The sequence below is a fragment of the Amycolatopsis endophytica genome, assembly GCF_013410405.1.
GTDB classification, from domain to species: Bacteria; Actinomycetota; Actinomycetes; order Mycobacteriales; family Pseudonocardiaceae; genus Amycolatopsis_E; species Amycolatopsis_E endophytica.
The window spans coordinates 2914716-2938609 of record NZ_JACCFK010000001.1; the positions used below are offsets into that span (position 1 = coordinate 2914716).

The 23894-nt window shown below is 70.0% G+C and carries 24 protein-coding genes and 1 riboswitch; of the genes, 11 read left to right on the plus strand and 13 right to left on the minus strand.

Going from position 1 to position 23894, the window contains the following annotated elements:
• Positions 1–25 precede the first annotated feature (25 nt).
• The 3 genes from HNR02_RS14485 to HNR02_RS14495 form a co-directional block, all read right to left on the minus strand.
• Complete coding sequence (locus HNR02_RS14485; protein WP_179773703.1) at positions 26–694, minus strand: VldE C-terminal domain-containing protein; 669 nt, start codon at positions 692–694, stop codon at positions 26–28.
• A 367-nt stretch (positions 695–1061) separates the two neighbouring features.
• Positions 1062–1313, minus strand: a complete 252-nt coding sequence (locus HNR02_RS14490; RefSeq protein WP_179773704.1) for a hypothetical protein — start codon at positions 1311–1313, stop codon at positions 1062–1064.
• Positions 1314–1375: 62 nt separating this feature from the next.
• A complete protein-coding gene (locus tag HNR02_RS14495) occupies positions 1376–1666 on the minus strand; it encodes a 4a-hydroxytetrahydrobiopterin dehydratase (protein ID WP_179773705.1) in 291 nt (96 codons plus the stop codon).
• Positions 1667–1699: 33 nt separating this feature from the next.
• Positions 1700–1808: riboswitch (TPP riboswitch) on the plus strand.
• Between the two features lie 21 nt (positions 1809–1829).
• Here HNR02_RS14495 and HNR02_RS14500 point away from each other — a divergent pair.
• Genes HNR02_RS14500 through HNR02_RS14510 form a run of 3 tightly spaced genes read left to right on the plus strand, consistent with a single transcriptional unit; the run spans position 1830 to position 5469 of the window.
• Entirely contained in the window at positions 1830–2870 is a 1041-nt protein-coding gene (locus HNR02_RS14500) for a thiamine ABC transporter substrate-binding protein (RefSeq protein ID WP_179773706.1), read from the plus strand.
• Positions 2867–4468: an ABC transporter permease gene (locus tag HNR02_RS14505; protein ID WP_179773707.1), complete on the plus strand. Its 1602-nt coding sequence runs from the start codon at positions 2867–2869 to the stop codon at positions 4466–4468. The genes HNR02_RS14500 and HNR02_RS14505 overlap by 4 nt, the downstream gene beginning before the upstream one ends.
• Positions 4469–4470: 2 nt before the next feature.
• The gene (locus HNR02_RS14510; protein ID WP_179773708.1) at positions 4471–5469 is read left to right on the plus strand and encodes an ABC transporter ATP-binding protein; all 999 of its coding nucleotides are present in this window, start codon (positions 4471–4473) and stop codon (positions 5467–5469) included.
• On the opposite strand, the gene HNR02_RS14515 is transcribed toward HNR02_RS14510, so the two are convergent.
• The 3 genes from HNR02_RS14515 to HNR02_RS14525 are packed head-to-tail and all read right to left on the minus strand — an operon-like array spanning position 5466 to position 8391.
• On the minus strand, positions 5466–6332 hold the full coding sequence (locus HNR02_RS14515; RefSeq protein WP_179773709.1) for an ABC transporter permease: 867 nt from the start codon (positions 6330–6332) through the stop codon (positions 5466–5468). The genes HNR02_RS14510 and HNR02_RS14515 overlap by 4 nt on opposite strands.
• A complete protein-coding gene (locus HNR02_RS14520; protein ID WP_179773710.1) occupies positions 6329–7333 on the minus strand; it encodes an ABC transporter ATP-binding protein in 1005 nt (334 codons plus the stop codon). The genes HNR02_RS14515 and HNR02_RS14520 overlap by 4 nt, the downstream gene beginning before the upstream one ends.
• Positions 7330–8391, minus strand: a complete 1062-nt coding sequence (locus HNR02_RS14525; RefSeq protein ID WP_179773711.1) for a LolA family protein — start codon at positions 8389–8391, stop codon at positions 7330–7332. The genes HNR02_RS14520 and HNR02_RS14525 overlap by 4 nt, the downstream gene beginning before the upstream one ends.
• Positions 8392–8534: 143 nt before the next feature.
• Between HNR02_RS14525 and HNR02_RS14530 the strand changes: the two genes are divergently transcribed.
• From HNR02_RS14530 to HNR02_RS14550, 5 genes are read left to right on the plus strand one after another with little or no spacing between them, the layout of a single operon-like run.
• Positions 8535–9239, plus strand: coding sequence for a response regulator transcription factor (locus tag HNR02_RS14530; RefSeq protein WP_179773712.1), 705 nt, complete (start codon positions 8535–8537; stop codon positions 9237–9239).
• Between the two features lie 32 nt (positions 9240–9271).
• On the plus strand, positions 9272–10567 hold the full coding sequence (locus tag HNR02_RS14535; RefSeq protein WP_179773713.1) for a sensor histidine kinase: 1296 nt from the start codon (positions 9272–9274) through the stop codon (positions 10565–10567).
• Positions 10564–10953 (plus strand): (deoxy)nucleoside triphosphate pyrophosphohydrolase, encoded by a 390-nt coding sequence (locus tag HNR02_RS14540; protein ID WP_179773714.1) that lies wholly within the window; start codon positions 10564–10566, stop codon positions 10951–10953. The genes HNR02_RS14535 and HNR02_RS14540 overlap by 4 nt, the downstream gene beginning before the upstream one ends.
• A gap of 46 nt (positions 10954–10999) precedes the next feature.
• Entirely contained in the window at positions 11000–11260 is a 261-nt protein-coding gene (locus HNR02_RS14545) for a type II toxin-antitoxin system Phd/YefM family antitoxin (protein ID WP_179773715.1), read from the plus strand.
• On the plus strand, positions 11257–11703 hold the full coding sequence (locus HNR02_RS14550) for a PIN domain-containing protein (RefSeq protein WP_179773716.1): 447 nt from the start codon (positions 11257–11259) through the stop codon (positions 11701–11703). Before HNR02_RS14545 ends, HNR02_RS14550 begins: the two co-directional genes overlap by 4 nt.
• Positions 11704–11717: 14 nt before the next feature.
• Here HNR02_RS14550 and trpS read toward each other — a convergent pair whose 3' ends face one another.
• On the minus strand, positions 11718–12683 hold the full coding sequence (gene trpS / locus HNR02_RS14555; RefSeq protein WP_179773717.1) for a tryptophan--tRNA ligase: 966 nt from the start codon (positions 12681–12683) through the stop codon (positions 11718–11720).
• A gap of 298 nt (positions 12684–12981) precedes the next feature.
• Between trpS and HNR02_RS14560 the strand changes: the two genes are divergently transcribed.
• The gene (locus HNR02_RS14560; protein WP_179773718.1) at positions 12982–13281 is read left to right on the plus strand and encodes a YciI family protein; all 300 of its coding nucleotides are present in this window, start codon (positions 12982–12984) and stop codon (positions 13279–13281) included.
• Here the strand turns inward: HNR02_RS14560 and HNR02_RS14565 are convergent.
• On the minus strand, positions 13278–13433 hold the full coding sequence (locus HNR02_RS14565; protein WP_179773719.1) for a hypothetical protein: 156 nt from the start codon (positions 13431–13433) through the stop codon (positions 13278–13280). The genes HNR02_RS14560 and HNR02_RS14565 overlap by 4 nt on opposite strands.
• Positions 13434–13578: 145 nt before the next feature.
• On the opposite strand from HNR02_RS14565, the gene typA reads away from it, so the two are divergent.
• Positions 13579–15492, plus strand: a complete 1914-nt coding sequence (gene typA / locus HNR02_RS14570) for a translational GTPase TypA (protein ID WP_218902866.1) — start codon at positions 13579–13581, stop codon at positions 15490–15492.
• A gap of 233 nt (positions 15493–15725) precedes the next feature.
• Positions 15726–17414 carry an ABC transporter family substrate-binding protein gene (locus HNR02_RS14575; protein ID WP_179775916.1) on the plus strand — a complete coding sequence of 563 codons (1689 nt, stop codon included), beginning with the start codon at positions 15726–15728 and terminating at the stop codon, positions 17412–17414.
• A 337-nt stretch (positions 17415–17751) separates the two neighbouring features.
• Here the strand turns inward: HNR02_RS14575 and HNR02_RS14580 are convergent, their stop codons facing one another.
• The 5 genes from HNR02_RS14580 to HNR02_RS14600 all read right to left on the minus strand — a co-directional run bounded on the left by HNR02_RS14580 (position 17752) and on the right by HNR02_RS14600 (position 23702).
• Positions 17752–18804, minus strand: coding sequence for an ABC transporter ATP-binding protein (locus HNR02_RS14580; protein WP_179773721.1), 1053 nt, complete (start codon positions 18802–18804; stop codon positions 17752–17754).
• Entirely contained in the window at positions 18801–19877 is a 1077-nt protein-coding gene (locus HNR02_RS14585) for an ABC transporter ATP-binding protein (RefSeq protein WP_179773722.1), read from the minus strand. The genes HNR02_RS14580 and HNR02_RS14585 overlap by 4 nt, the downstream gene beginning before the upstream one ends.
• Positions 19874–20812: an ABC transporter permease gene (locus HNR02_RS14590; RefSeq protein ID WP_179773723.1), complete on the minus strand. Its 939-nt coding sequence runs from the start codon at positions 20810–20812 to the stop codon at positions 19874–19876. The genes HNR02_RS14585 and HNR02_RS14590 overlap by 4 nt, the downstream gene beginning before the upstream one ends.
• Positions 20805–21785, minus strand: coding sequence for an ABC transporter permease (locus tag HNR02_RS14595; RefSeq protein WP_179773724.1), 981 nt, complete (start codon positions 21783–21785; stop codon positions 20805–20807). Before HNR02_RS14595 ends, HNR02_RS14590 begins: the two co-directional genes overlap by 8 nt.
• 165 nt (positions 21786–21950) lie before the next feature.
• A complete protein-coding gene (locus HNR02_RS14600) occupies positions 21951–23702 on the minus strand; it encodes an ABC transporter family substrate-binding protein (RefSeq protein WP_179773725.1) in 1752 nt (583 codons plus the stop codon).
• Positions 23703–23894: the final 192 nt, after the last annotated feature.

Below are 23894 nucleotides of genomic sequence, written 5' to 3' on the forward strand. Positions count from 1 at the left end.
GGCGGTTCGTGAAAGAAACACCGGATCAGCAGGTCACGGACACCGAACCGCTCGATTCGAAGGACACGTGGACGTGGTCGTAGTGGTTGGCCGTGGCGCCGCCACGGTCCTCCATCGTCGACCAGCCGCTGCCGTCGTTGTAGCGCTGCCGCCAGATCACGTATTTGACGTTGAAATCCGACTGGTTCGCGAGAATGTACTCGGCGATCTGATTGCCCGTCGCGGTGTCGACCATGAAGTCGAGGGCCAGGCCGCTCGGGTGGTCGCTCGTGCCGGAACGGCCCGCCTTGCCGCCGATGTCGTCGACGTCGAACTTCTCCGCCACGTGGTTGCCCACCTGCGCGACGTGCGGCTTCGTGCCGGACAGGACCGTCGAGCAGGCGTTCGCGGCCTTCGTCGTGGTCTTCGGCTTCGTCGTGGTCGACTTCGGGGCCGACGTGGTCGTCGTCTCCGGTGGGGGCGGCGGAGTCGTGGTCGTGACCGGGGGAGGAGGCGGGGCCGGGGTGCTGCTCGACGTGCTCGCGGGGGCCGAGGACGCGGGCAGCGGCGCCATCTGCGCCGCCATGCTGGAGGTGTCCTGCCGGCTGAAGTTGCCGGTCAGCCACACCGCGAAGCCGAGCACGAACGCCGCGGCGACGCCGATCGCCAGTGGAACTCTCAGGGATTTCTTCTTGGATCTATGTCGGCCCACCATTGCGGAAGATCACCATTTTCGGGGAGGGGACTTGTCCGGCCGTTCGGGGGATGGCCGCCGGTCAGATTACGAATCGGACACGGGAAAGTCACCAACGAGTGTTCATCGACACAGATCAACAGAGCAGGAAAAAGGCCCGCCGGACACCGGCGGGCCTTGGACCTGCGGGGCTGTCAGCCCAGCAGGGCGAGCACGAGGACGGCGAGCAGGACGACGGCGGTGGCCACACCGTTGACCCAGGCGCGCTGGACGGACGAGATGACGGGCGTACTGTTCATGGCGACCTCGGGAGTGAGCAGGACCTTTCGCGCGTGACAGCGCACGCGGAGGCCCTACTGTTACTGCTCGCGAAACAGTGTGACCTAAATCACTCCGATGACTGCCGGTGGCGGGCCGTGTACCAGAACACGCCGCCCGCCGCGACGATCATCACCCCGAACGCCAGCGCCCCGACGACGACGGCCCGCGTCTCGCCCGGCGGGTCGACAGCGACGCTTCCCTGGCTGGTCCGTTCCGCGGGCGACGGAGTTTCGACCGCCTGCGCCGGCCCGGCGAGCAAACCCAGCAACACGGCGACGGCGGCGAACACACCGGCCAGTCGCGCGACAACCTTTCCCATACGTCTCCCTCCAACCGGAGCAACGCACGGGACCGGCCGCTCTGTTGCCGGTTCGCCCTAAATCACAGTGCGTCGATCGTGTTGTCGATCTGCTCGGCCAGCGATACGTCCTTCCCGGTGATCCCGCCCGCGGAGTGCGTGCGGCACCGGAAGGTGACGGTGCGCCAGCGGATGTCCATGTCCGGGTGGTGGTTGGCGCCCTCCGCGAGGTCCGCGACCCGGTTGACCACGGCGATGGCCTGCGGAAAGTCGGCGAGTTCGGCCGTGCGCTCCAGTGCGTCGCCCGCGCGCTGCCAGTACGGCAGCTTGTTGAGGGCCTCGGTGATGTCGGTTTCGCTGAGTAGTTCCGCCATGTTCTCCATGGTGGTACGGCAGCGGGTACGCTGCACGGTTGCCACGGGAGTCCGGTGATCCGGGCTGAGAGGCGGGTTCGTCCCGCGACCGTCCGCACCTGATCCGGATCATGCCGGCGCAGGGAGGCCCGACCTTTCTCGCCGGCCCTAGCGAGGAGTGGTCATGAGATTCCGCACGGGCGTTCTGATCGGCATGGTCGCCGCCCTGACCGCGGGCTGCACCCTGGCCGGCAACGACACGGACGACGCCGCGTCGACCGTCACGCTCGTCACCCACGACTCGTTCGCCGCGCCGCAGCAGGTGCTCGACGCCTTCCAGCAGCAGACCGGCATCACGGTCAACGTCGTCAAGAAGGGCGACGCGGGCGCGCTCACCAATGCGCTGGTCCTGACCAAGGCCGACCCGATCGGCGACGCGGCCTTCGGCGTCGACTCCACCTTCGCCTCGCGCGCGCTGGCCGAGGGCGTCTTCGCGCCCTACACCAGCCCGGAAGCCGACCGCGGCCCGCAGCGCTACGCCGTCGACTCGGAGCACCGCCTGTCCGCGGTGGACCTCGGCGACGTGTGCGTCAACATCGACACCACCTGGTTCGCCGAGCGTGGCATCCCGGAGCCCGCGACCTACGACGACCTGGTCAAGCCCGAGTACAAGGACCTTCTGGTCGTGGAGAACCCGGCGACCAGCTCGCCCGGCCTGGCGTTCCTGCTCGGCACCGTCGCCCGCTACGGCGAGCAGAACTGGCAGGGCTACTGGACCCAGCTCCGCAACAACGGCGTGCGCACCGCCGCGGGCTGGGAGGAGGCATACAGTCAGGACTTCTCCGGTTCCTCCGGCAAGGGACCGCGGCCGATCGTGGTGTCCTACGCGTCCTCGCCCGCGGCCGAGATCGGCGACGACGGCAAGCCGCGCACGAAGGCGCTGCTGGACACCTGCTACCGCCAGGTCGAGTACGCCGGTGTGCTGGCGGGTTCGCCCAACGCCGACAAGGCGCAGAAGGTGATCGACTTCCTGCTGTCGCAGCAGTTCCAGGTGACGGTGCCGGAGAACATGTACGTCTACCCGGCGCGTGCGGGTGTCGCGTTGCCCGCGTCGTGGACGGCGGCGGCCCCGTTGCCGCCGAATCCGGCGAGCCTGCCCGCCGAGACCGTGCAGGCCGGGCGTGAGCGGTGGATCGAGCAGTGGCGCTCCTTGCTCGGCCAGTGAGCCGCGCCGGGCTCGGGCTGGCGGCGCTCGCCGCGGTGCCGCTCGGGTTCCTGGTGGTCTTCTTCGCCTGGCCGGTCGGGGCGATCCTGCGGCTGGGTTTCGTCGACGGCGGTGTGCTCGACGCGCTGACCGAGGGCGAGACCTGGCGGCTGGCCTGGTTCACCGTCGCGCAGGCGGCGGGTTCGACGCTGATCGCGGTGGTCGCCGGGCTGCCGGTGGCGTTCCTGCTGGCGCGCGTCCGGCTGCCGGGTGTGGCCGTCGTGCGCACGCTGGTGCTGGTCCCGTTCGTGCTGCCGACCGTGGTGGTCGGCCTGGCCTTCCGTGCCTTGTGGACGGACGGCGGCTGGATGTCGATCGTGCTCGCCAACGCGTTCTTCAACGTCGCCGTCGTCGGCCGCACGGTCGCCGGGCTGTGGGCGCTGCTCGACACGCGCGCGGAGGACGCCGCCCGCGCGCTCGGCGCGTCCCGCTGGCGTGCGTTCCGGTCGGTGACGCTGCCCGCGCTGATGCCGGCGATCACGTCCGCGGCGGCGGTGGTGTTCCTGTTCTGCGCCACCAGTTTCGGTGTCGTGCTGATCCTCGGCGGTGCGCGGTACCGGACGCTGGAGACCGAGATCTACCTGCGCACCGAGAACCTGCTCGACCTGACCGGTGCCGCCGCGCTGTCGCTCGTGCAGATCGCCGCCGTGCTCGCCGCGCTGCTGCTCGGCGCGGCCGCGCGCAGGCGCCGGGAGAGCGCGCTGCGGTTGCGGTCGCGGCGGGAGACCGCGCGGCGCCCGGTCGGCGGTGAGTGGGCCGTGATCGGCGGAGCGGTCGTCGTGCTCGGGTTGCTGCTGACCCCGATCGTCGCGCTGCTCGTGCGCTCGGTGTCCACCGAGGACGGCTGGAGCCTCGCCGGGTACCGGGCGCTGTCGAGCACCGGCAACGACGGCACGTTGCAGGTGTCCGGCTGGGAGGCGGCGATGAACTCGCTGCGCACCGCCACCGACGCGACCGTACTGGCGATGATCATCGGGGTGTCGGCGTCGGTGCTGCTCGTGGCTCTGCGCCGCGCTCCGGGACGGCTCGCGCGCGGCGTCGGCGAATCGATGGACGCCGCGTTGATGCTGCCCCTGGGCGTGTCCGCGGTGACCGTCGGCTTCGGGTATCTCATCACGCTCGACGCGCTGCCCGGCGATCTGCGCACGTCGCCGCTGCTGGTGCCGCTGGCACAGGCACTGGTGGTGATCCCGCTGGTGATTCGCACCGTCCTGCCGGTGGTGCGCTCGATCGACGACCGGCTCAGGCAGGCCGCGGCGACCCTCGGGGCGAACCCGTTGCGGGTGTGGCGCGAAATCGACGTGCCGCTGACCCTCCGCGCCGTCGTCGCGGCGGCCGGGTTCGGGTACGTCGTCGCGCTCGGCGAGTTCGGCGCGACGAGTTTCCTCGCGCGCCCGCAGACCCCGACGCTGCCGGTCGCGATCGCGTCGCTCATCGCGCGTCCGGGGCAGCTCAACAACCAGATGGCGTACGCGGCGTGCGCGTTGCTCATGCTGGTCACTGCCGCCGCGGTGATCGTGATCGACCGGCTCGCGTCCGGCCGGGTAGGGGAGTTCTGACCATGGCGTTGTCCGTGTCCGGCCTGACCGTGCGGTACGGCTCGTTCACCGCGGTGTCCGGCGCCGGCCTGGAGATCGCGGACGGTGAGGTGCTCGCGCTGCTCGGCCCGTCCGGTTCGGGGAAGTCGACGTTGCTGCGCGCGATCACCGGTCTGGAGCCGATCGCCGCGGGCAGCGTCCGCTGGGACGGCGCGGACCTCGCCCGCGTGCCAGTGCACAAGCGCGGGTTCGGGCTGGTGTTCCAGGATGGGCAGCTGTTCCCGCACCGCGACGTGGCGGGCAACATCGCGTTCGGGCCGCGCATGCACGGCATGACCGGCCGGGCCGAGCGGGTGCGCCGCCTGCTCGACCTCGTCGGCCTCGCCGGGTACGAGAAGCGCCGCGTGACCGAACTGTCCGGCGGTGAGGCGCAACGCGTCGCGCTCGCCCGCGCGCTGGCGCCCGAACCCCGGCTGCTCCTGCTCGACGAGCCGCTTTCCGGCCTGGACGCGGGGTTGCGCGAGCAGCTGGCCGTTGATCTCGCCGAGGTGCTGCACGGCGCGAAGATCACCGCGCTGCTGGTGACGCACGACCAGGAGGAAGCCTTCACGCTCGCCGACCGCGTCGCGGTGCTGCAGGCGGGGGAGATTCGTCAGGCCGGTGCCGTGCGTGAGGTGTGGCGGCGGCCCGTCGACGAGGGCGTCGCGCGGTTCCTCGGTGTGACCACGGTGATCGACGGCGAGGCCACGGACGGCGTCGTGCGATGCGCCTTCGGTGAGGTGGTGGTGCCCGAGGCGGCCGACGGCCCGGTGCGGCTGGGGTTGCGCCCCAGCGGGCTTCGGCTGGCTGAGGGCGACACGGCCGAGGTGCTGAGCAAGGTGCACCGCCGCGACCACGTCCGCCTCGCCGTCCGGACGACGGCGGGAACGGTGGACGCGGTCGCGGCGGTGTCCGCGGACGTCAACCCGGGCGACGAGATCGGCCTCGCCCTCGACCCCGACGGCGTGGCGCTGCTCGGCTAACCGTCCCTCGTGGAAAGCCGGGCGTAGGCCAGCGAAAGGCCGATCACGATGTAGCAGACCGCGCGGATCGCGCCCTCGCCCAGCTGGTCGGCCGGGATCGGGTCGCGCAGGATGTCGGCGATGGCCTGCCACGACCGCGGCAGCAGGAACGGGTGCAGCCAGTCCACCGCGGACAGCAGGAGCAGCACCGACGACACGACCACACCGGCCAGCATCGACACCACCACGAGCATCGGGTGGTCGGTGCACGCCGAAATGGCCAGCGCGACCGCCGCGACCGCCCACAGCTGCAGCGTCACCCACAGCGCCGCCAGCGCGACCCGGCCGAGCGCGTCCACGAAGGACAACGTGTTGCCGGACAACGTGAACAGCGACCCGTTTCCGTTGATCACCAGCCCGGTGGCCATCGCGACCACGGCCATCAGCAACGTCGCGGCCAGCGTGAACGTGGCGACCCCCGACGCCTTCATCATCAGCAGCCTGCCCCGGCTGACCGGGGCGAGCATCAGCCCCCGCAAGGTGCCGAACGACGCTTCACCGGCGAGCGCGTCACCGGCCGAACTCGCCGCGATCAACGGCAGCAGCAGGTTCAGCGTGAAGCCGAGCGCGGCCAGCGGGAGGACCAGCGCGTTGCCAGCCGCGGCGGGAAGCAGCGAGTCGCCGCCTCCGCCGCCGCTGGGACCGCCCGCGCTGTCCCCCGCGATCGTCAGCCCGATGCCGATGATGACGGGGATCAGTGCCAGCAGACCCAGCACGATCAGGGTCCGCGGGCGGCGGAAGATCCACCGCAGTTCGGCGCGGTAGAGCCGGTGGAACGGCACACTCCACCGCTCCACCGGCGCCGCGTCCAGTGTCGCCGTCATGACGCCCCCTCGTCCACATCCCGCGGGCCCTCGATTTCGGAGTCCCGCTGGGTCAGCCGCGCGAACAGGTCCTCGAGCCCGGTGCGGGCGCGTTTCGCCTCGTGCACCGCGATTCCGGCACGCACCAGGGTTTCGATCACCTGCGGCGCGGTGGCCGCGGTCAGATCCGCGCGCACACCATCCGGTGTCAGGCGGCCCGCGATGCGGTTGTCCCGCAACGCCGTCAGCGCCCTTTCACTGTCCGGTGTGGACACTTCGAGCGACGGTGAGCCGGATTCCAGCAGCTCGTCCAGTTCGCCCTGCGCGACCACCGTGCCGTCGTGCAGCACCGCGACGTGCGTGCAGGTCGCTTCGACCTCGGCGAGCAGGTGCGAGGACACCAGCACCGTGACGCCCTCGGCGTGCAGCTCGGCGATGATCTTTCGGATCTCCCGGGTGCCTGCCGGGTCCAGTCCGTTCGTCGGCTCGTCGAGTACGACCATCCGCCGCGGCACGAGCAGCGCGGAGGCCAGCCCCATGCGCTGCTTCATGCCGAGCGAGTACCCCTTGTAACGGCGGTGCGCCGCGTGCGTCAGCCCGACCCGCTCCAGCGCGGTGTCCACCGCGCCCGGGATCGCGGCCGACGACAACCGCGGTTCGGCGAACGCGACCCGGCGCAGGTTCTCCCGTCCGGACAGGAACGGGTGGAAGCCCGGCCCCTCGACCAGCGCGCCGACGTGCGGCAGCGCGCGGCCCGCGGCGTCGGGCATCCGGTGACCGAGCAGTTCGACCTCGCCCTCGGTCGGGCGGACCAGGCCGAGCAGCATCCGGATCGTGGTGGTCTTGCCCGAGCCGTTCGGCCCGAGCATGCCCAGCACCGCGCCCTCCGGCACGTCCAGATCGACCTGGTCCACCGCGACCGCGGTCCGGTACACCTTGCGCAACCCCCTGGTTCGCGCCGCGAGCGCCGGACCCGCGGTGGGTGCCCCGGCCGGGGCACCCACCGACAGCGTCTCCGTCATTTCGCACCCAGCGCGTCGATGAGGACCTGCTCCGGCACGGCACCGGCGGCGAACCGGCCGTCGTCGGTGACCAGCGCGGTGACGACCTTGGTGGTGATCACGTAGCCGGTGCCGAACGCGCCGCTGACCGGCTTGCCGAACTGCGCCAGCAGGGCCTGCGGGTCGACGCTCTCCCCGCGGCCGTCCTGCTGCGGCTGGAGCGACTCGGCCGGGAAGGTTCCGGTGACGACGGTGTCCCAGCCGTCGCCGGTGGTCGTCAACGCGTCCTTGGCGGCCTCGCGGTCCGGCGTCTGCGCGGGCGCCTGCTCCTCGGTCACCTTCGCGCCCTGCGGCGGGGTGAACTGGAACTCGCTCGCGGGCTGCGGCGCGAACGCGATGTCGCTGAACGCCACCTGGAACGCGGGGTCGGCGGTGCCGTAGGTCATCACGGCCAGCCGCAGCGGGACCCGCTGCTCGGCGTCGACCGCGACGCGCACCTCACGCAGCAGCGTGCGCTCGGTCGGCTTCGGCGTCAGCACCATCTCGTAGGCCGCGCGGCCGGCGACGCGTGCCGTGCCCTCGACCGTCACCGTGCTGCTCTCCCGGACCTTCGCCAGCAGCTGCGTCGCGGCCGTGGCGGGGTCACTCACCTCGAACTCGCCGGACTGCTGCTGCAGCGCCTCGGCGGGCACCGTCAGTTTCGTCGCGGTGTTGTCGCTCGAGTCGTACGACCAGACCGTGTTCCCGTTGCGGACCACCGTCCGCTCGTTCGCGCCCTGCTCGACGGACAGTTTGCTGTTGCCGGCGCCGTCGCCCAGCACCCGCGCGCCGTCGATGTCGAGACTCGTGCCGTCCGGCAGGCTCGACACCGGCAGTCCCAGGTTGTTCTCGACGTCGACGGTGCCGTTCAGCGCCGGGGTCTTGGTGGTGAGCACCGACTGGACCAGTTCCTCGGCGCTGACCGGCGGCAGCTGCGGCGCTTCCCCCGCCGTCGCGGGCATCGCCAGCCAGGCGAGCCCGGCGACGCCCAGCGCGGAACCCGTGACCGCCGCGGTGATGGCCTTCGTCTTCGGCTGCATGTGTGTCTCCCTGTGTCGCGAGCACCAGTGTGCTCTTTCCCCGCCGTCAACACTCGCAACCGGCTCCTGAGATCGGCCTGAGATGCTGAGAGACCGCTGAGAGCGCGCGCCCGAGCAGGAAAAACCGGGCATGCTTGTCAACTGTGAACCCTCGGATCCTCGTGGTCGACGACGAGCCCGGTGTGCGGAAGGCGCTGCACCGCGGGCTGCGCGCGGAGGCCATGGACGTCGTCACCGCCCCGGACGGGCCCACCGGCCTGCGGCTGGCCCAGACCGGGTCGTTCGACGTGCTGCTGCTCGACATCATGCTGCCCGGCCTGTCCGGTTACCGGGTCCTGCAGGCGCTGCGCGCGCAGGGCGTCACGACGCCGGTCCTGCTGGTATCGGCCAAGGACGGCGAGGTCGACCAGGCCGACGGGCTCGATCTGGGCGCCGACGGGTACCTGGTCAAGCCGTTCTCCTTCGTCGTGCTGGTCGCGCAGATCCGCGCGGTGCTGCGCCGGGCCTCGGCCGAGGGGACGCGCGGGCCGCTGCGCATCGGCGGGCTCGTGGTCGACCGCGCGACCCGCGAGGTGCGCTGGAACGAGGATCCGGTCGCGTTGAGCCCGCGTGAGTTCAGCCTGCTCGAAGTGCTGGTCGGACGGGCCGGGACGGTGGTCACCAAGGACGAGCTGCTGCGCGCGGTGTGGGGCGACGAGCAGGCCGCGACCCGCAACGTGGTCGAGGTCTACGTCGGTTACGTGCGCCGCAAGCTCGACGCCGTCGGGGCGGGCGCGCTGGTGCGGACCGTGCGCGGACACGGCTACCTGGCCTCCGACGCGGCGCTGGACGAGGTCCTGCCCGGGTGAGGTTCGTCCGACGGTGGTGGGAGCGCCGGTCCATGCAGTTCCGGATCACGGTGCCTGCCGCCGCGGTCACGCTGGCGTTCCTGCTCGGTCTGGCGATCGTGGCCGGGCGGGGGCTCGGGCCGCTGCGGGACTCGTCGGTGGACACCGAGCTGACCGCAGCGCTGAACCCGGCGGCCGCCGTCGTCTCGGCCGGGCGGACGCCCGCGCAACCCGATGGGGTGACCCTGCGCGTGCTCGACACCGCCGGAACGCCTGTCGACGGCCGCGGGCCGACGGGGCTGGGGCCGGGTGACGTGCGTGCGCTCAAGGCTGGGCAGCAGGTCACGGTGTCGCGGATGCGGTGGCTGGGCTCGGTGGTGACCGCGCCGGACGGGCAACAGCGCCTCGTCGCGGCCGGGACCGGTCTGCTCGGACAGGACCTGACCGTCGAGAAGGCGGCGCGCTGGCTGCTCTTCGCGGCGGCCATCGGCGCGGTGCTCGCGGCCATCGCGACCTGGCTGGTGGTGCGGTTCGCGCTGCGGCGGGTGAGCCGGATGCGGCGGACGGTCCGGGCGTTGCCGACCGGGGAACGGCTGCCGTTGCCCGAGGCCGACGACGAGCTGCGCGCACTGGCCGCGGACTTCAACGCGCTGCTGTCGCGCCAAGAGGACATCAGCCGCAGGCTCCGGCGGTTCACCGGCGACGCCGCGCACGAGCTGCGGTCGCCGGTCGCGTCGATCCGCGTGCAGGCCGAGGTCGCGGTCGCCAACCCCGATCCGGAGCTGGCGCAGGAGACGCTGGCCGACATCCTCGAGGAGGCCGAGCGGCTCTCCGCGCTGCTGGACGGGCTGCTGACGCTGGCGCGCTCGGACGCCGGGGAACTTCCGCCCGCCGAAGCGGTCGAGCTGCTGACCGAGGCCCGCGCCGCCGCGGACCGGCTGCCGCCGGGATCGCCGCCCGTGCGTGTCACCGGTGTGGCCGGGCAGGTGTGGGCGCACGCGGCGCATTCCGAAGTGGAGCTGGTGCTGAACAACCTGCTGCGCAACGCGTGCCGGTACGCGTCCTCGCAGATCGTGGTTTCCGTGCTGCCGGGGCATTCGCGGGTGCGGCTGGTCGTCGACGACGACGGCCCCGGCATCCCGCCCGAGCACCGGGAGCGCGTGTTCGACCGGTTCTACCGGGTCGGCGACGACCGGGCGCGCACGTCCGGCGGGACCGGCCTCGGGCTGGCGATGGTCGCCGAGACGGTGCGGCGACGTGGCGGCGCGGTCTCGGTGGGCGAGTCCCCCGAGGGCGGCGCCCGCTTCCAGGTCGTGTGGCGCGCGAGCGGTAACGTCTCCGGTTCGTGAGAGTGATCGTGGGAGCGGCCATCGTGCGGGGCGCATCCCTGCTCGCCCAGCAACGCGCCTACCCGCGCGAAGTCGCCGGACTGTGGGAGCTGCCCGGCGGCCGTGTCGAACCGGGCGAGTCCGAAGTGGACGCCCTGCGGCGCGAGTGCGTCGAGGAGCTCGGCGTCGAGGTCTCGGTCGGCGCGCGGGTGGGGCCCGACGTGCCGCTGCGGGCCGGCCTCGTGCTCCGCGTGTTCGCCGCCGCCCTGACCGACGAGCGCGCGCGGCCCGAGGCGCTGGACCACAAGGCGCTGCGGTGGCTCGACGAGGAGGGCCTGGACGGCGTCGACTGGCTGCCTGCGGACCAGGAGCTGCTCCCGGCGCTGCGGCTGCTGCTGGCCCGATGAGGGTGTACACTCGACTGCTACGGGGGTACACGAGAGTGGGACAGCCATGGCGACGCATGGGACCAAGGACTACCGCCGCGACATGGCGGCGATCCACGAAGAGGTCGTCAGCACCGGTGAGGCGGCCATCATCACCAAGGACGGCAAGCCGTACGTGAAGGTCGTGCCCGTCGGTGAGGAAGACGTTCTCGCGGAACTGCGCCGCAGGGGCGACATCGTGTGGCCGACGGCGGTCCGCGTCGAAGTAGAGCCGATCCACGCGGGGGCCGACGACACGACGGACGTGATCGCGGGCAGCCGCCGGTGATCCTCGTCGCGGACGCATCCTTCGCCGCGAAGGTGCTCCTCGACGAGCAGGGCAGCGACATCGCCCGGTGGTGGTGGCGCAACGACGACGCCACCTGGCTCGCCCCGGCGATCATCGCGGCCGAGGTCGAGGCCGCGTTCGGCGTGCACCACCGGCGGCACCCGAAGGACTTCGGCGCGCAGCGGCGCAAGCTCGCCTCGACCACCTGGGCCGCGATGCTCGACGGGATCGTGCTGCACAAGCTGGACCGGACGGTGACGGACGAGGCCGTGCGCCTGATCCAGGACCACGGCCCACTGCGCGGCGCCGACGCCTGCTACATCGCCGTCGCGGTCCTGCTGGCGCGTGAGCCCGGCGTCGATGTGGTGCTCGGTTCGTTCGACCACCAGCAGCGACGAGCCGCCCTGGAGGCGGGTGTGCCGCTCACGAAACCACTGCCCTGAGCGGCCATCCCGCGCTAGGTGCCCGCCCCGATCAACCGCATGGCGGAGTTCAGCCGGTGCTCGCCGCGCTCCGCCGCACGCGCCGCGCCCGCCTTGCGGACCCGGTCCAGCTCGCCCGGGTCCGCCAGCAGCTCGGCAGTTCGTTCGCGGATCGGGCGCAGGGTCTCGATCACCGCGTCCGCCACGGCCTCCTTCAACGCTCCGTAAGACGAGAACTCCGTGGCCAGGTCGGCGGGGCGGGCGTCCCGGCAGCCGGCCAGGATGTCCAGCAGGTTCGCGACCCCGGAGCGCTCCTCCGGCGCGTATGCGACCTCCGTGAAGGCATCCGTCACGGCGCGCCGCACCTTGCGGCGGATCAGGTCGGGCTCGTCGAGCACGAACACCACGCCCGCCGCGTCCCGCGCCGATTTCGACATCTTCCGTGCCGGATCGGCCAGGTCGCGTACCCGCGCGCCGGTCGGCGGCAGCACCGGACGGGGCACCGTGAACACCTCGCCGTAGGCGCCGTTGAACCGCCGCGCCAGCGCTCGCGCCAGCTCGACGTGCTGGTTCTGGTCCTCGCCCACCGGAACCTCGTCCGCGCCCTGCAGCAGGATGTCCGCCGCCATCAGCACCGGGTAGGTCAGCAGGCTCAGCCGCACGCCCGCCTGTCCGCTGCCCTTCTCCTTGAACTGGATCATCCGCGCGGCCTCGCCGTAGCTGCAGGTGCACTCCAGGACCCAGGTCAGCGCACTCAGCTCGCGCGCCAGATCCGACTGCACGAACACCTGTTCGGCCGGGATCCCGGCCGCCACCAGCACGGCCAGCATCTCGCTCGTCCGCGCCCGCAGCCCGCCCGGGTTGTGGGTGGTCGTCATGGCGTGCAGGTCGGACACGAAGTAGAGGTCGCCGGGCCCGCCGTCGGAGGCCCAGCGCCGGATCGCGCCCAGGTGGTTGCCGAGGTGGGGGTGGCCGGACGGGGTGATCCCGGAGAGTCGCATCGTGAGTTCCTCGAGGTCGGTGGCCACCCCGCCACGGCCCCGGGAACGACGAAGGCCGCCTGCGCGGGCGGCCTTCGCGGGTGCTGGGTGTCAGCGCACGTCGGAGGAGCCGCCTGACGGCGGCCACCAGAACGTCACGATCGTGCGCATGCGGACAGCGTAGCACCCGCCCGAAAGCAATATTTCCATTACCTTCGGAAAAGCAATTCTTGAGAATGGTGTACTTCTGTCGCGCAAATTACAGGATCATGGCCGCGAAACATTTTCCGGGGGTCCTCGGCAGGTCTACCGTGAAGGTATGTACATCGTGCTGATCGACTACACGGCCCCGGTGGAAGAAGTCGACTACCACCTGGCCGACCACTCGAAATGGCTGGACCGGCACTTCCGGTCGGGCGAGTTCCTGACCGCGGGGCGGCGCACCCCGCATTCCGGTTGCGTGATCATCACTCGGCCGATGGCGCGAGTCAAACTCGAGGCGGTTCTGGCGTCGGACCCGCTACGGGAACACCATCTGGCCCACTACGAGATCGTCGAATTCGGCGCCACCCGGACGGCGCCCGAGTTGCGCCTCGTGAACGAAGCGCTCGCCGTCTAGGCAGCCTTCTTCAGGTCCGCCTTCGCCCGCTGCAGTGCGAGGACCGGGCACTTCTTGCAGCGCGGCTTCGACCGGCAGCACTTCTTCTTGACCTTGCCGGCCTTCATGAGCTTGCGGACCTTCTTGCGCGGGTCCGCGTCCTTCTTGCCCACGCCACCAACTCCACGACTCCGGGGCCCGCCCTCAGGTTAGGTGGACCTCAGCGTTCACCTACCGTGTCCCTGGTCACAACGTGGTACGGGGTATCCTGATGGGGATCGCGTATGCCAGAGCGGGCCCGCGATTCATCCCTTCGAAATGTTCAGGAGCCCTCGCGTGCCCACAGCCACCGCCGAGAAGGTCCGCACCGACCTGCGCAACGTCGCCATCGTCGCGCACGTCGACCACGGGAAGACCACCCTGGTCGACGCCATGCTGCGGCAGTCGGGCGCGTTCGCCGAACGCGCCGAACTCGTCGACCGCGTGATGGACTCGGGCGAGCTGGAACGTGAGAAGGGCATCACGATCCTCGCCAAGAACACCGCGATCCGCCGTCAGACCGACGAGGGCCCGATCACCATCAACGTGATCGACACGCCCGGCCACGCCGACTTCGGCGGCGAGGTCGAGCGCGGACTGGCCATGGTCGACGGCGTGGTCCTGCTGGTCGACGCCAGCGAGGGGCCGCTCCCGCAGACCCGGTTCGTGCTGCGCAAGACCCTGGAGGCCGGTCTGCCGGTCGTGCTCGTGGTCAACAAGGTCGACCGGCCGGACGCGCGTATCGCCGAGGTCGTCGAGGAGACCCACGACCTGCTGCTGGACCTCGCGGGTGACATCGAGGACGCCGATCTGGACGCGGTGCTCGACCTCCCGGTCGTCTACGCCTCCGCCCGCGCGGGCAAGGCCAGCCTGGAACAACCCGCCGACGGTGCGCTGCCGGACAGCGAGAACCTCGACCCGCTGTTCGAGACCCTGCTGCGGCACGTGCCGCCGCCGGTGGCCGATCCGGACAGCCCGCTGCAGGCACTGGTCACCAACCTCGACGCGTCGAACTTCCTCGGCCGCATCGCGCTCATCCGCATCCACGCGGGCAAGCTCCGCAAGGGCCAGACCGTCGCGTGGCTGCGCGAGGACGGCACCGTGCAGAACGTGCGGATCTCCGAGCTGCTGGTCACCGAGGCGCTGGAGCGTGTGCCCGCGCAGGAGGCCACGGCGGGTGATCTCGTCGCGATCGCGGGCATCCCCGACATCACCATCGGCGACACGCTGGCCGACACCGAGAATCCGGTGGCGCTGCCCCGGATCACCGTCGACGAGCCCGCCATCTCGATGACCATCGGTGTGAACACCTCGCCGATGGCCGGCCGCAACGGCGGCGACAAGGTCACCGCGCGCCTGGTCAAGGCCCGGCTGGACCAGGAGCTGATCGGTAACGTCTCGATCCGCGTGCTGCCCACCGAGCGCCCCGACACCTGGGAGGTGCAGGGCCGTGGCGAGCTGGCGCTGGCGATCCTGGTCGAGCAGATGCGCCGCGAGGGCTTCGAGCTGACCGTCGGCAAGCCGCAGGTGGTCACGCGGACCATCGACGGCAAGCTGCACGAGCCGTTCGAGCGCCTCACCCTGGACATCCCGGAGGAGCACCTGGGCGCGGTCACGCAGCTGCTCGCCGCGCGCAAGGGCCGCATGGAGGACATGGGCGGGCACGGCACCGGCCGGATCAAGCTCGAGTTCGTGCTCCCCGCGCGTGGCCTGATCGGGTTCCGGACGGACTTCCTGACCGAGACCCGCGGCACCGGCATCGCCAACCACGTGTTCGAGGGCTACCACCCGTGGGCGGGCGAGATCCGCACCCGGCACAGCGGCTCGCTGGTCGCCGACCGGTCCGGTCCGGTCACCTCCTACGCGATGATCCAGCTCGCCGACCGCGGCACGTTCTTCGTCGAGCCGGGTGCCGAGGTGTACGAGGGCATGGTCGTGGGCGAGAACCCGCGCGCCGAGGACCTCGACATCAACATCACCAAGGAGAAGAAGCTCACCAACATGCGTTCGTCCACCGGTGACGAGCTGGAGCGCCTGGCGCGCCCGCGCAAGCTGGGCCTGGAGGAGGCGCTGGAGTTCTGCGCCGCCGACGAGTGCGTCGAGGTCGCGCCGAACGCGGTGCGTGTGCGGAAGGTGACGCTGGAAATCACCCAGCGTGCCAAGGAGCGCTCGCGGGCCAAGTCGCGCGGCTGACCTTCTCGCGACCGGGGGGACGTCCATCACGGTGGGCGTCCCCTTTGTTCTGCCCAGCTGGAACCCGGCCACGCTTCGCGACGTCAACCCTTTGGCGGTACCTGATCCGGTGACGGCGGGTTCTCGCCGGTCTGGCAATCTCGGTGTCGCGGCTACAGGCCTTGTGACACCATCATGGGCTCATCAGGGGAGGCAGTGTGCGGAAGAGCGGTATCGCGGCGGCACTGGTCACGGTGCTGCTGACCGCGCTGGCCTGCACCAACACCCCGCCACCGCCGGTCGTGACCTCACCGGTGGCCCAGTCGTCGACTGCCGCGGTGCCGACGGCGTCGCAGATCGTCATCGGCGTCGACGACATCACCGGCGGCTACAACCCGCACAACCTCGCCGACCAGTCCACGATCACCACGGCCCTGTCGCAGCTGCTGCTGCCGTCGGTGTTCCGGCCGAACGACGAGGGAACCTACGAGCTGGACCCGACGCTGATGCGCTCGGCCGAGGTCACCTCGACCGACCCGTTCACGGTCACCTACCAGATCCGGCAGGACGCCTCGTGGTCCGACGGCGCGCCGATCGCGGTGGAGGATTTCGTCTACCTCGCCGACGCGATGCGTGACCAGCCCGGTGTCGTGCAGCCCGCCGGGTACCGGCTGATCAGCAGTATCCAGCCCAGCGAGGGCGGCAAGGGTGTGCAGGTCCAGTTCTCGGAGCCGTACCCGGGCTGGCAGACGCTGTTTTCGAACCTCCTGCCGCAGCACCTGCTCAAGGACGCACCCGGCGGCTGGCAGGGCGCGCTGCAGGACAGTTTCCCCGCCTACGGTGGCCCGTTCTCGATCAAGACGCGGGACAACGCGCGTGGCGAGATCATCCTGGAGCGCAACGAGCGGTACTGGGACAAACCGGCGGCGGTCGACCAGCTGGTGCTGCGCCGGTCGGACGCCACGGGCCTGGCCGGCGCGCTGCGCAGCGGCAATGACCAGTTCGTTCTGTCGCGGACGGACAGCGCCGGTCTGAACCAGTTGCAGGCGCTCGGGCCTTCGGTGCAGCTGCAGACCGTGGCGAGCCCACGCGTGGCCGAGGTGCTGCTGCGCCCGGCGAACGGCGCGCTGGTCGATGATCAGGTCCGCGAGGCCGTGTCGGCGCTGGTGGACCGCAACAAGCTGATCGACGAGGGCGCCGGCGGTGGACCGTCGGCCGGCCTGCGGGCCGAGGCGCAGGTGCTGCCCCCTTCGGCGGACGGGTACGCGCCGACGATTCCGGCGGGCTACGGCGTGCCGGACCCGGCGAAGGCGGAGTCGTTGCTGACCGGTGCGGGTTATGTGAAGGAAGCGGGTATCTGGCGCAAGGACGGCAAGGCGCTCACGCTCGTCGTGGCGTCGCCAGGGCAGCAGGAGCCGTACGCGAGCATGGCGAAGGAACTGAGCAACCAGCTCGTCGCGGCGGGCATCCAGGTGAACACGCTCAACCCGCAGCCGCGTGACCTGTTCGCCAACCTGCTGGCGTTGCCGGTGAGCCAGGGCACGCAGGCGTCGGCGGGCAACGCGGGCGCTGTCGGCGTCGACATCGCAGTGGTCCCGCTCCCGGCCGGTGGCGACGCGGCAACCGTGCTCGCCTCCCGCTTCGGTTGCCGACCCGGCCAGTCGACCCCGTCGTCGAACGTGGCGGTCATCCCGGCCAACCCGACAGCCGTCTGCGACGAGAACCTGCAGACGACGATCGACGAGGCATTGACCGGAACGAAGCCGATGGCGGACGCACTGGCGGAACTGGAGCCCGAGTTGTGGGCCCAGCACACGGCCATCCCGCTGTTCCAGCTGGCCGACACCCTGGCGACGGGGCAGGGAATCTCCGGCATGACCGCCGGGCCCCCTCTGCTGGGCCCCTTCGGCAACGCCGTGAACTGGACCCGCAGCGGCCGCTAGCCCCTCTCCCCGGCGCACGGGAACGCAGATTTCGCGCGCACGTTCGGCGAGTCCCACACTCACGCACCAAACCGCCACCCGGCAACGCAACCCGCCCACCCCCCGAGCCACCCCTCTCCCGCAACCCGATCCCCCGCCAGAGACAATGAAAGATCGGGTTCGGGAGGGACAACGCCGGCGCGAAGCGCTCGGCCCGGGGCGTAGCGAAGCGAAGCCCGGCGCAGTAGATACGCGCGTAGCGCAAAGCCGCGCGCAGCGCCCAGCCGCGTAACGCAAAACCCGTGCACAGAAAGGGCCTCCAGCTCGAAAGCCGGAGGCCCTTCCGCGATGTCGAAAATCAGATCAACTGCCTCGCCTGTGCGTAGTGGCAGGCGGAAGGATGTCCCTGCCCCCGGTCGACGAGCAGCGGCTCCTCGTCCACGCACTTGGTCCGCTCCGCGTCCGTCAGCTCGTTGGCGAACTTCGGGCACCGGGTCCGGAACCGGCACCCGCTGGGCGGGTTGGCCGGGCTGGGCACGTCGCCGGTGATGACGATGCGCTCCCGTGACCGTTCCTTGCGCGGGTCCGGCACCGGGATGGCCGAGATCAGCGCCTGCGTGTACGGGTGGGCGGGGTTCTCGAACAGCTCCTCGGACGGCGCCGTCTCCACGATCTTGCCCAGGTACATCACGGCGATCCGGTTGGCGATGTGCCGGACCACGGACAGGTCGTGCGAGACGAACAGGTACGACAGCCCGAACTCCGCCTGCAGGTCCTGCAGCAGGTTGAGCACACCGGCCTGAATGGACACGTCCAGCGCCGACACCGGCTCGTCCAGCACCAGCAGCTTCGGCCGCAACGCGAGCGCCCTGGCGATGCCGATGCGCTGGCGCTGTCCGCCGGAGAACTCGTGCGGGTAACGGTTTCCGTGCTCGGGCCGCAGACCGACCGTGGCCAGCAGCTCCCGGACCCGCTCGCGGCCGCCCTTCTCGTACAGGCCGTGGATCCGCAGCGGCTCGGCGATGATCTCGTTCACCGGCATGCGGGGGTCGACCGAGGCGTACGGGTCCTGGAACACGATCTGCATTTCGCGGCGCAGCCGCTGCAGTTCCTTGCGGTTCAGCTTGCCCAGCTCGGTGCCCTCGAAGCGCACCTCGCCGTCGGTGGCTGGCTGCAGGTTCAGCACCACCCGCGCGGTGGTCGACTTACCGCAGCCGGACTCGCCGACCAGTGCGAGCGTTTCCCGCTCGTAGATGTCGAACGACACCCCGGACACGGCCTGCACCTCGCCGATCTGGCGCCGGATCAGGCCGCCGCTGCGCACTGGGAAGTGCTTGACGACGCCACGGGCCGACAGGACCGGGGTCTGCTGGTTCTGCTCCGGCAGCACATCTGCCGCGCTCTGGCTCATTCGTTCTTCTCCCCGGCGGCCACGGCTTCGGCGTCGTCCACCGAAGTCGGGTTGAACAGGTCAGTGGGTTCGCGGCCGGCCAGCTCGTCGCGGAAGTGGCAGGCGGACACGTGCAGTCCGTCCGTCGTCGGTTCGAGCGACGGCTCCTCCTTCTCGCAGATCTCGGCGGCCAGCGGGCAGCGCGGGCTGAACGGGCAACCGGGCGGCATGTTGACCACGGACGGCGGGGAACCGGCGATCGGCGTGAGGCGGTCGGTCTTGATGTCCAGCCGCGGCAGGCTGCCGAGCAGGCCCAGCGTGTAGGGCATGCGCGGGGTGTAGAAGATGTCGTCGACCGTGCCTGCTTCGACCACCTTGCCCGCGTACATGACCTGCACCCGGTCGGCCTGGCCCGCGATGACCCCGAGGTCGTGGGTGATCAGCACCATCGCGGCACCGGTTTCCTGCTTGGCCGCCTGCAACGCGTCCAGCACCTGCGCCTGCACGGTCACGTCCAGCGCCGTGGTCGGCTCGTCGGCGATGATCACCTCGGGCCGGTTGGCGATCGCGATCGCGATGACCACGCGCTGCCGCATGCCGCCCGAGAGCTGGTGCGGGTACTCCGTGGCCCGCTGCTGCGGGTTCGGGATCTTGACCAGGTCGAGCAGCTCCACGGCCTGCTTGCGGGCCACGTCCTTGCGCACGTCGTGGTGCGCGGTGATCGCCTCGGCGATCTGGTCGCCGACCGCGTACACCGGGTTGAGCGAGGTCATCGGGTCCTGGAAGACCATCGCGATGCCGCTGCCACGGACCCGCGTCATCTCCTTCTCGGAGAGCTTGAGCAGGTCGCGGCCCTTGAAGTTGATCGTGCCCTCGACGCGGGCCGTGCGGGGCAGCAGCCCCATGATCGCCATCGAGGTGACCGACTTGCCGGAGCCGGACTCACCGACCACGCCCAGCACCTCGCCGCGGCCCAGCTGGTAGCTCACGCCGCGCACGGCCTGCACGAGGCCGTCGTCGCTGGGGAACTTGACGGTCAGGTCCTCCACCGAGAGGACGGGGTCGGCCGTCGTCTGGGAGTCGAACGTGGTCATGCGCGCACCTTCGTCTGCTGGGGGTCGAACGCGTCGCGGAGCCCGTCCCCGATGAAGTTGATCGTCAGCGCGATCAGGATGATGAACAGGCCAGGGAAGTAGAACAGCCACGGGCGGGTGTCGATCGCCGTCTGCGCGCTGCTCACCAGCAGGCCGAGCGAGGTGTCCGGCGCGCGGACGCCGAAGCCGAGGAACGACAGCGCGGTCTCCAGCAGGATGCCGATGGACACCAGGATCGTCGCGTTCACGATCACCGAGCCGAGCGCGTTGGGCACCAGGTGCCGGAAGATGATGCGCCCGTCCCCGGCGCCGAGCGCGCGGGCCGCCTCGATGAACTCCTTCTCCCGCAGCGACAGCACCACACCGCGCGCGACGCGGGACACGTAGGCCCAGTACAGGCCGGCGATGACCACGGCGATCAGCCACCAGCTGCCACCGGCGTTGTGGCCGAGCACGGCGGCGACGGCGAGCAGCGGGAGCGTGAGCACCAGGTCGGAGATGCGCATCAGCACCGTGTCGATCCAGCCGCGGTAGTAGCCGGCGACCGCACCCCAGATGGTTCCGACGACCGTGGAGAAGATCGCCACCAGCACCGAGATCTGCAGCGAGATCTGGGTACCACGCAGCACGTTCGCGAGCATGTCCTTGCCGACCGCGTCGGTGCCGAACGGGTGCGCGAGTGACGGGCCCTCGGAGTTGTCCGGGGTGATGTCCTCGGGGTTGTACTTCCACAGCCAGCCGCCGACGTAGGCCAGCAGCACGATCAGCAGCAGGACGATCAGGCTGACCACCGCGAGGCGGTGCTGGAAGAACCGGCGCAGGACGAGCTGGAACTGGCCGCGTTCCTGGACGGTGAACTCGCGCTCGACGGTGCCCTTCGGGCCGTTCCGCAGCTGGGCCGTCGTGGCGGTTTCGGTGGTCGAAGGCTCAGGCATGGCGGATCCTCGGGTCGAGCACGCCGTACAGCAGGTCGGCGACAAGGTTGAACAGGATGACGAAGGTCGCCGAGATCAGCAGCCACGCCTCGACGGCGTACACGTCGCTCTGGGCGATGGCGTCCAGCAGGAACGTCCCCGCGCCCTGCCACTGGAAGACCTTCTCGGTCACCACGGCGCCGGAGATGATCGAGGCGAGGTCCAGCGCGGTGACCGTGGTCAGCGGGATGAGGGCGTTGCGCAGCGCGTGGCGGCGCATCACAACGCCGCGGGACAGGCCCTTGGCGCGGGCCAGCCGCACGTAGTCGCTGTTGAGCACTTCGAGCATCGACGCCCGCTGGAACCGGCTCCACGAGGCGTAGGAGATCAGCGCGAGTGAGATGGTCGGCAGGATCATGTGCCCCAGCACGTCCGTGAGGTGGGCCCAGAACCCGCCCTGCACGTAGATCGAACTGGCGCCGATCGTGTAGAAGACCTGATCACCGACCGACGTGTTGATGCTGATGCCCGCCTGCTTGAGCAGCACCGCGAGCCAGAACGAGGGCATCGACAGGAAGAGGAAGCCGAAGAAGGTGGCCGTGTAGTCCAGCTTGGAGTACTGTTTCACGGCGCTGACGGCGCCGACCACGATCGCCAGGATCAGCGCGATGACCATCGCGAGGAAGATCAGGCGGAACGTGACGCCGAAGCGGGAGATCACCTCGGACCCGATGTCGGTGGTCGAGTTCACCGAGGGACCGAAGTCACCGCGGAAGATGCCGGTGATCCAGTTCCAGTACCGCTCCATGAGCGGCTGGTCCAGGTGCAGGCGGTGCCTCTCGGCCGCGATGGTCTGCGGGGGCGGTGGCGGATTTCGCGCGATGAGGTTGCTGAGTGGGTTGGCCGACAGCGACACCATCACGAAGACGACGAACGTCGACACGATGAGGATCGGCACCGACACGAGCAGCCGGCGCAATGCGAAGGCGAGCATGGAGGTCTTCCTGCTGAGTTCGACCAGCACGCCGCTCGTGACGGCGGACCGGGCGGCGCGAGAAGTCTGTCTGTGGTGGTTTTGTGGTGGTGAGTGATGGGGGAGACCGGCGACGCCGGCCTCCCCCACCGAATTACTTCTCGGTAATGTACTCCGGCCGGACGGTCAGCCCTTCCGGATGCCCCAGTCCTGCATGTTGTAGACCGGTCCGTCGAGGGTCGAGTTGTTGCGGATGTTGGCGATGTTGTCGTACGCCGCGATGAACGTCGGCTTCTGGTACAGCGGGAGCACGTACGCGTCGTCAGCCATGATCTGGTTGGCCTGGTTGAGCAGGTCGGCCGCCTTGGTCTGGTCGGTCTCGCCGTTGGCCTGCGCGATCAGGTTGTCCACCTCGGGGTTGACGTACTTGCCGTAGTTGCTTTCCGACTGCGAGTTCCACAGCTGGATCGCACCCGAGTACGGGTACGGCGAGTTGACCCACGCGAACACGATGATGTCGAAGTCGCCGTTGCTCGTGGTGTCACCGAGGTCGTCGGTGGGGATGATGTCCACCTTGACGCCCAGCTGGCTGGCGGCTTGCTGGAACAGCTCGCACTCGTTCTGGCGGATCTGGTTGCCGACCGTGTAGCGCATCCGCAGGGTGGGAACCGGCGCGCCGTTCGGGTCGATCAGCTGCTCGCCCTGGAGCTTGTAGCCGGCGTTGGTCAGGATCTGCTTCGCCTTGTTGATGTCGCCCGTGCCCTGGCCGGTGGACGAGATGACGTCCTTGTAGCCCTCCTGGCCCGGCACGAAGTTGTGGTTCATCAGCGGCTTCACCTTGTCGGTGAACTGGCCGACGGTCTTGTTGATGACACCCTGGACGTCAACCGCGGTGTAGAGGGCCTGACGCAGGGCCTTGTTGGCCAGCGCCGGGTTCTTCAGGTTGAAGTCGTAGTGCTCCCAGGTCAGCCCGAGGCCGATGTAGGAGGACACGTTCGGGATGTTGCGCACCTGGTTGACCAGGTCGACCTGCGGCTGCGGGTAGATGACCTGCACCTCGTTGTTCTGCAGGGCGGTCGGCTCCTGCGAGGCGTCGGTGATGATGCGGAAGATCACCCGCGAGAGCTTCGGCTTGGCGCCCCACCAGGAGGGGTTCGGCACCATCGTGATCGACACGTTGTTCTGGAAGTTGTCGATCTTCCACGGGCCGCCGGTCCAGGTCGGGAGGGTCTCGCCGAACCACTTGTAGGACTCGGCCAGGCCGGCCGGGGTGTTCTGGTCACCGTGCTGGGCGGCCAGGTGCGCCGGGTACATCGCACCGGTCGAGCTCCACAGGACCTTCCAGTCGGTGAACGGCGAGCTGAAGGTCACGGTGACGGTCTTGCCGTTGTCCGAGCCCACGACGGAGTCGACCACGTCGTAACCGCCGGTGCTGGCCGGTGCGCAGTCCGGGCAGTCCCTGCCGTTCTGGACCTTCCAGTTGTAGATGAAGTCGTCCGCGCTGATCGGCGTCCCGTCGGACCACACGGCCTTCGGGTTGATCTTGTAGACCACCGTCTGCGGGTTGGTGCTGGTGATCTCGGCCGACTCCATGAAGTCGGTGTTCAGCGTCGGCTCGAGGTTCGGCGTGGTGTAGAAGGTGTAGGGCAGGATGCCCTTGGTCACCATGCCGGTCTCGAAGACGTTGCCTTCGGAGGAGGTCACATTCCAGTTGGGGATGTTCTTCTCGATCGCGAAGGTGACGTCACCGCCGTCCTGCAGCTGGTCGGCCGCGGCCGAGTTGCACGCGTTGACGTTGGAGTCGCATTCGGCGAACGCCTGGCCCGTCTGCACGCCACTGTTGTCACCACCGCCTCCGCCACAAGCGGCGAGCACCAGCGCGGCGGTAGCTGCGAGCGCGCCGATTCTGGCGCGACGCAACTTGGTCTTCCCTAGCATTCATTCTCCTTGCTCGACGCCGTCGTGGGTTACGAGGCGGCCTCGTCCTGTGGCGGCGAACTGTCGAGGTGATCGAGTTTGCTCACCGTAGTCGTGCAACCTAGGCAGCGGAACAGGTCAGACGGCCACTCAGCGTGAGATTGTGATGGAACAGTGACGCAGCTTCCCTACCTCGAACGGGTGACCTTCGTC

Excerpts from the sequence above, each read along its gene's own strand:
- HNR02_RS14535 (WP_179773713.1), top strand. The coding sequence starts at position 9,272 with ATGCAGTTCCGGATCACGGTGCCTGCCGCCGCGGTCACGCTGGCGTTC.
- HNR02_RS14510 (WP_179773708.1), top strand. The coding sequence starts at position 4,471 with ATGGCGTTGTCCGTGTCCGGCCTGACCGTGCGGTACGGCTCGTTCACC.
- HNR02_RS14585 (WP_179773722.1), bottom strand. The coding sequence starts at position 19,877 with ATGACCACGTTCGACTCCCAGACGACGGCCGACCCCGTCCTCTCGGTG.
- typA (WP_218902866.1), top strand. The coding sequence starts at position 13,579 with ATGTTCAGGAGCCCTCGCGTGCCCACAGCCACCGCCGAGAAGGTCCGC.
- HNR02_RS14495 (WP_179773705.1), bottom strand. The coding sequence starts at position 1,666 with ATGGCGGAACTACTCAGCGAAACCGACATCACCGAGGCCCTCAACAAG.
- HNR02_RS14560 (WP_179773718.1), top strand. The coding sequence starts at position 12,982 with ATGTACATCGTGCTGATCGACTACACGGCCCCGGTGGAAGAAGTCGAC.
- HNR02_RS14500 (WP_179773706.1), top strand. The coding sequence starts at position 1,830 with ATGAGATTCCGCACGGGCGTTCTGATCGGCATGGTCGCCGCCCTGACC.
- HNR02_RS14520 (WP_179773710.1), bottom strand. The coding sequence starts at position 7,333 with ATGACGGAGACGCTGTCGGTGGGTGCCCCGGCCGGGGCACCCACCGCG.
- HNR02_RS14600 (WP_179773725.1), bottom strand. The coding sequence starts at position 23,702 with ATGCTAGGGAAGACCAAGTTGCGTCGCGCCAGAATCGGCGCGCTCGCA.
- HNR02_RS14580 (WP_179773721.1), bottom strand. The coding sequence starts at position 18,804 with ATGAGCCAGAGCGCGGCAGATGTGCTGCCGGAGCAGAACCAGCAGACC.
- HNR02_RS14595 (WP_179773724.1), bottom strand. The coding sequence starts at position 21,785 with ATGCTCGCCTTCGCATTGCGCCGGCTGCTCGTGTCGGTGCCGATCCTC.
- HNR02_RS14485 (WP_179773703.1), bottom strand. The coding sequence starts at position 694 with ATGGTGGGCCGACATAGATCCAAGAAGAAATCCCTGAGAGTTCCACTG.
- HNR02_RS14490 (WP_179773704.1), bottom strand. The coding sequence starts at position 1,313 with ATGGGAAAGGTTGTCGCGCGACTGGCCGGTGTGTTCGCCGCCGTCGCC.
- HNR02_RS14590 (WP_179773723.1), bottom strand. The coding sequence starts at position 20,812 with ATGCCTGAGCCTTCGACCACCGAAACCGCCACGACGGCCCAGCTGCGG.
- HNR02_RS14545 (WP_179773715.1), top strand. The coding sequence starts at position 11,000 with ATGGCGACGCATGGGACCAAGGACTACCGCCGCGACATGGCGGCGATC.
- HNR02_RS14525 (WP_179773711.1), bottom strand. The coding sequence starts at position 8,391 with ATGCAGCCGAAGACGAAGGCCATCACCGCGGCGGTCACGGGTTCCGCG.
- HNR02_RS14515 (WP_179773709.1), bottom strand. The coding sequence starts at position 6,332 with ATGACGGCGACACTGGACGCGGCGCCGGTGGAGCGGTGGAGTGTGCCG.
- trpS (WP_179773717.1), bottom strand. The coding sequence starts at position 12,683 with ATGCGACTCTCCGGGATCACCCCGTCCGGCCACCCCCACCTCGGCAAC.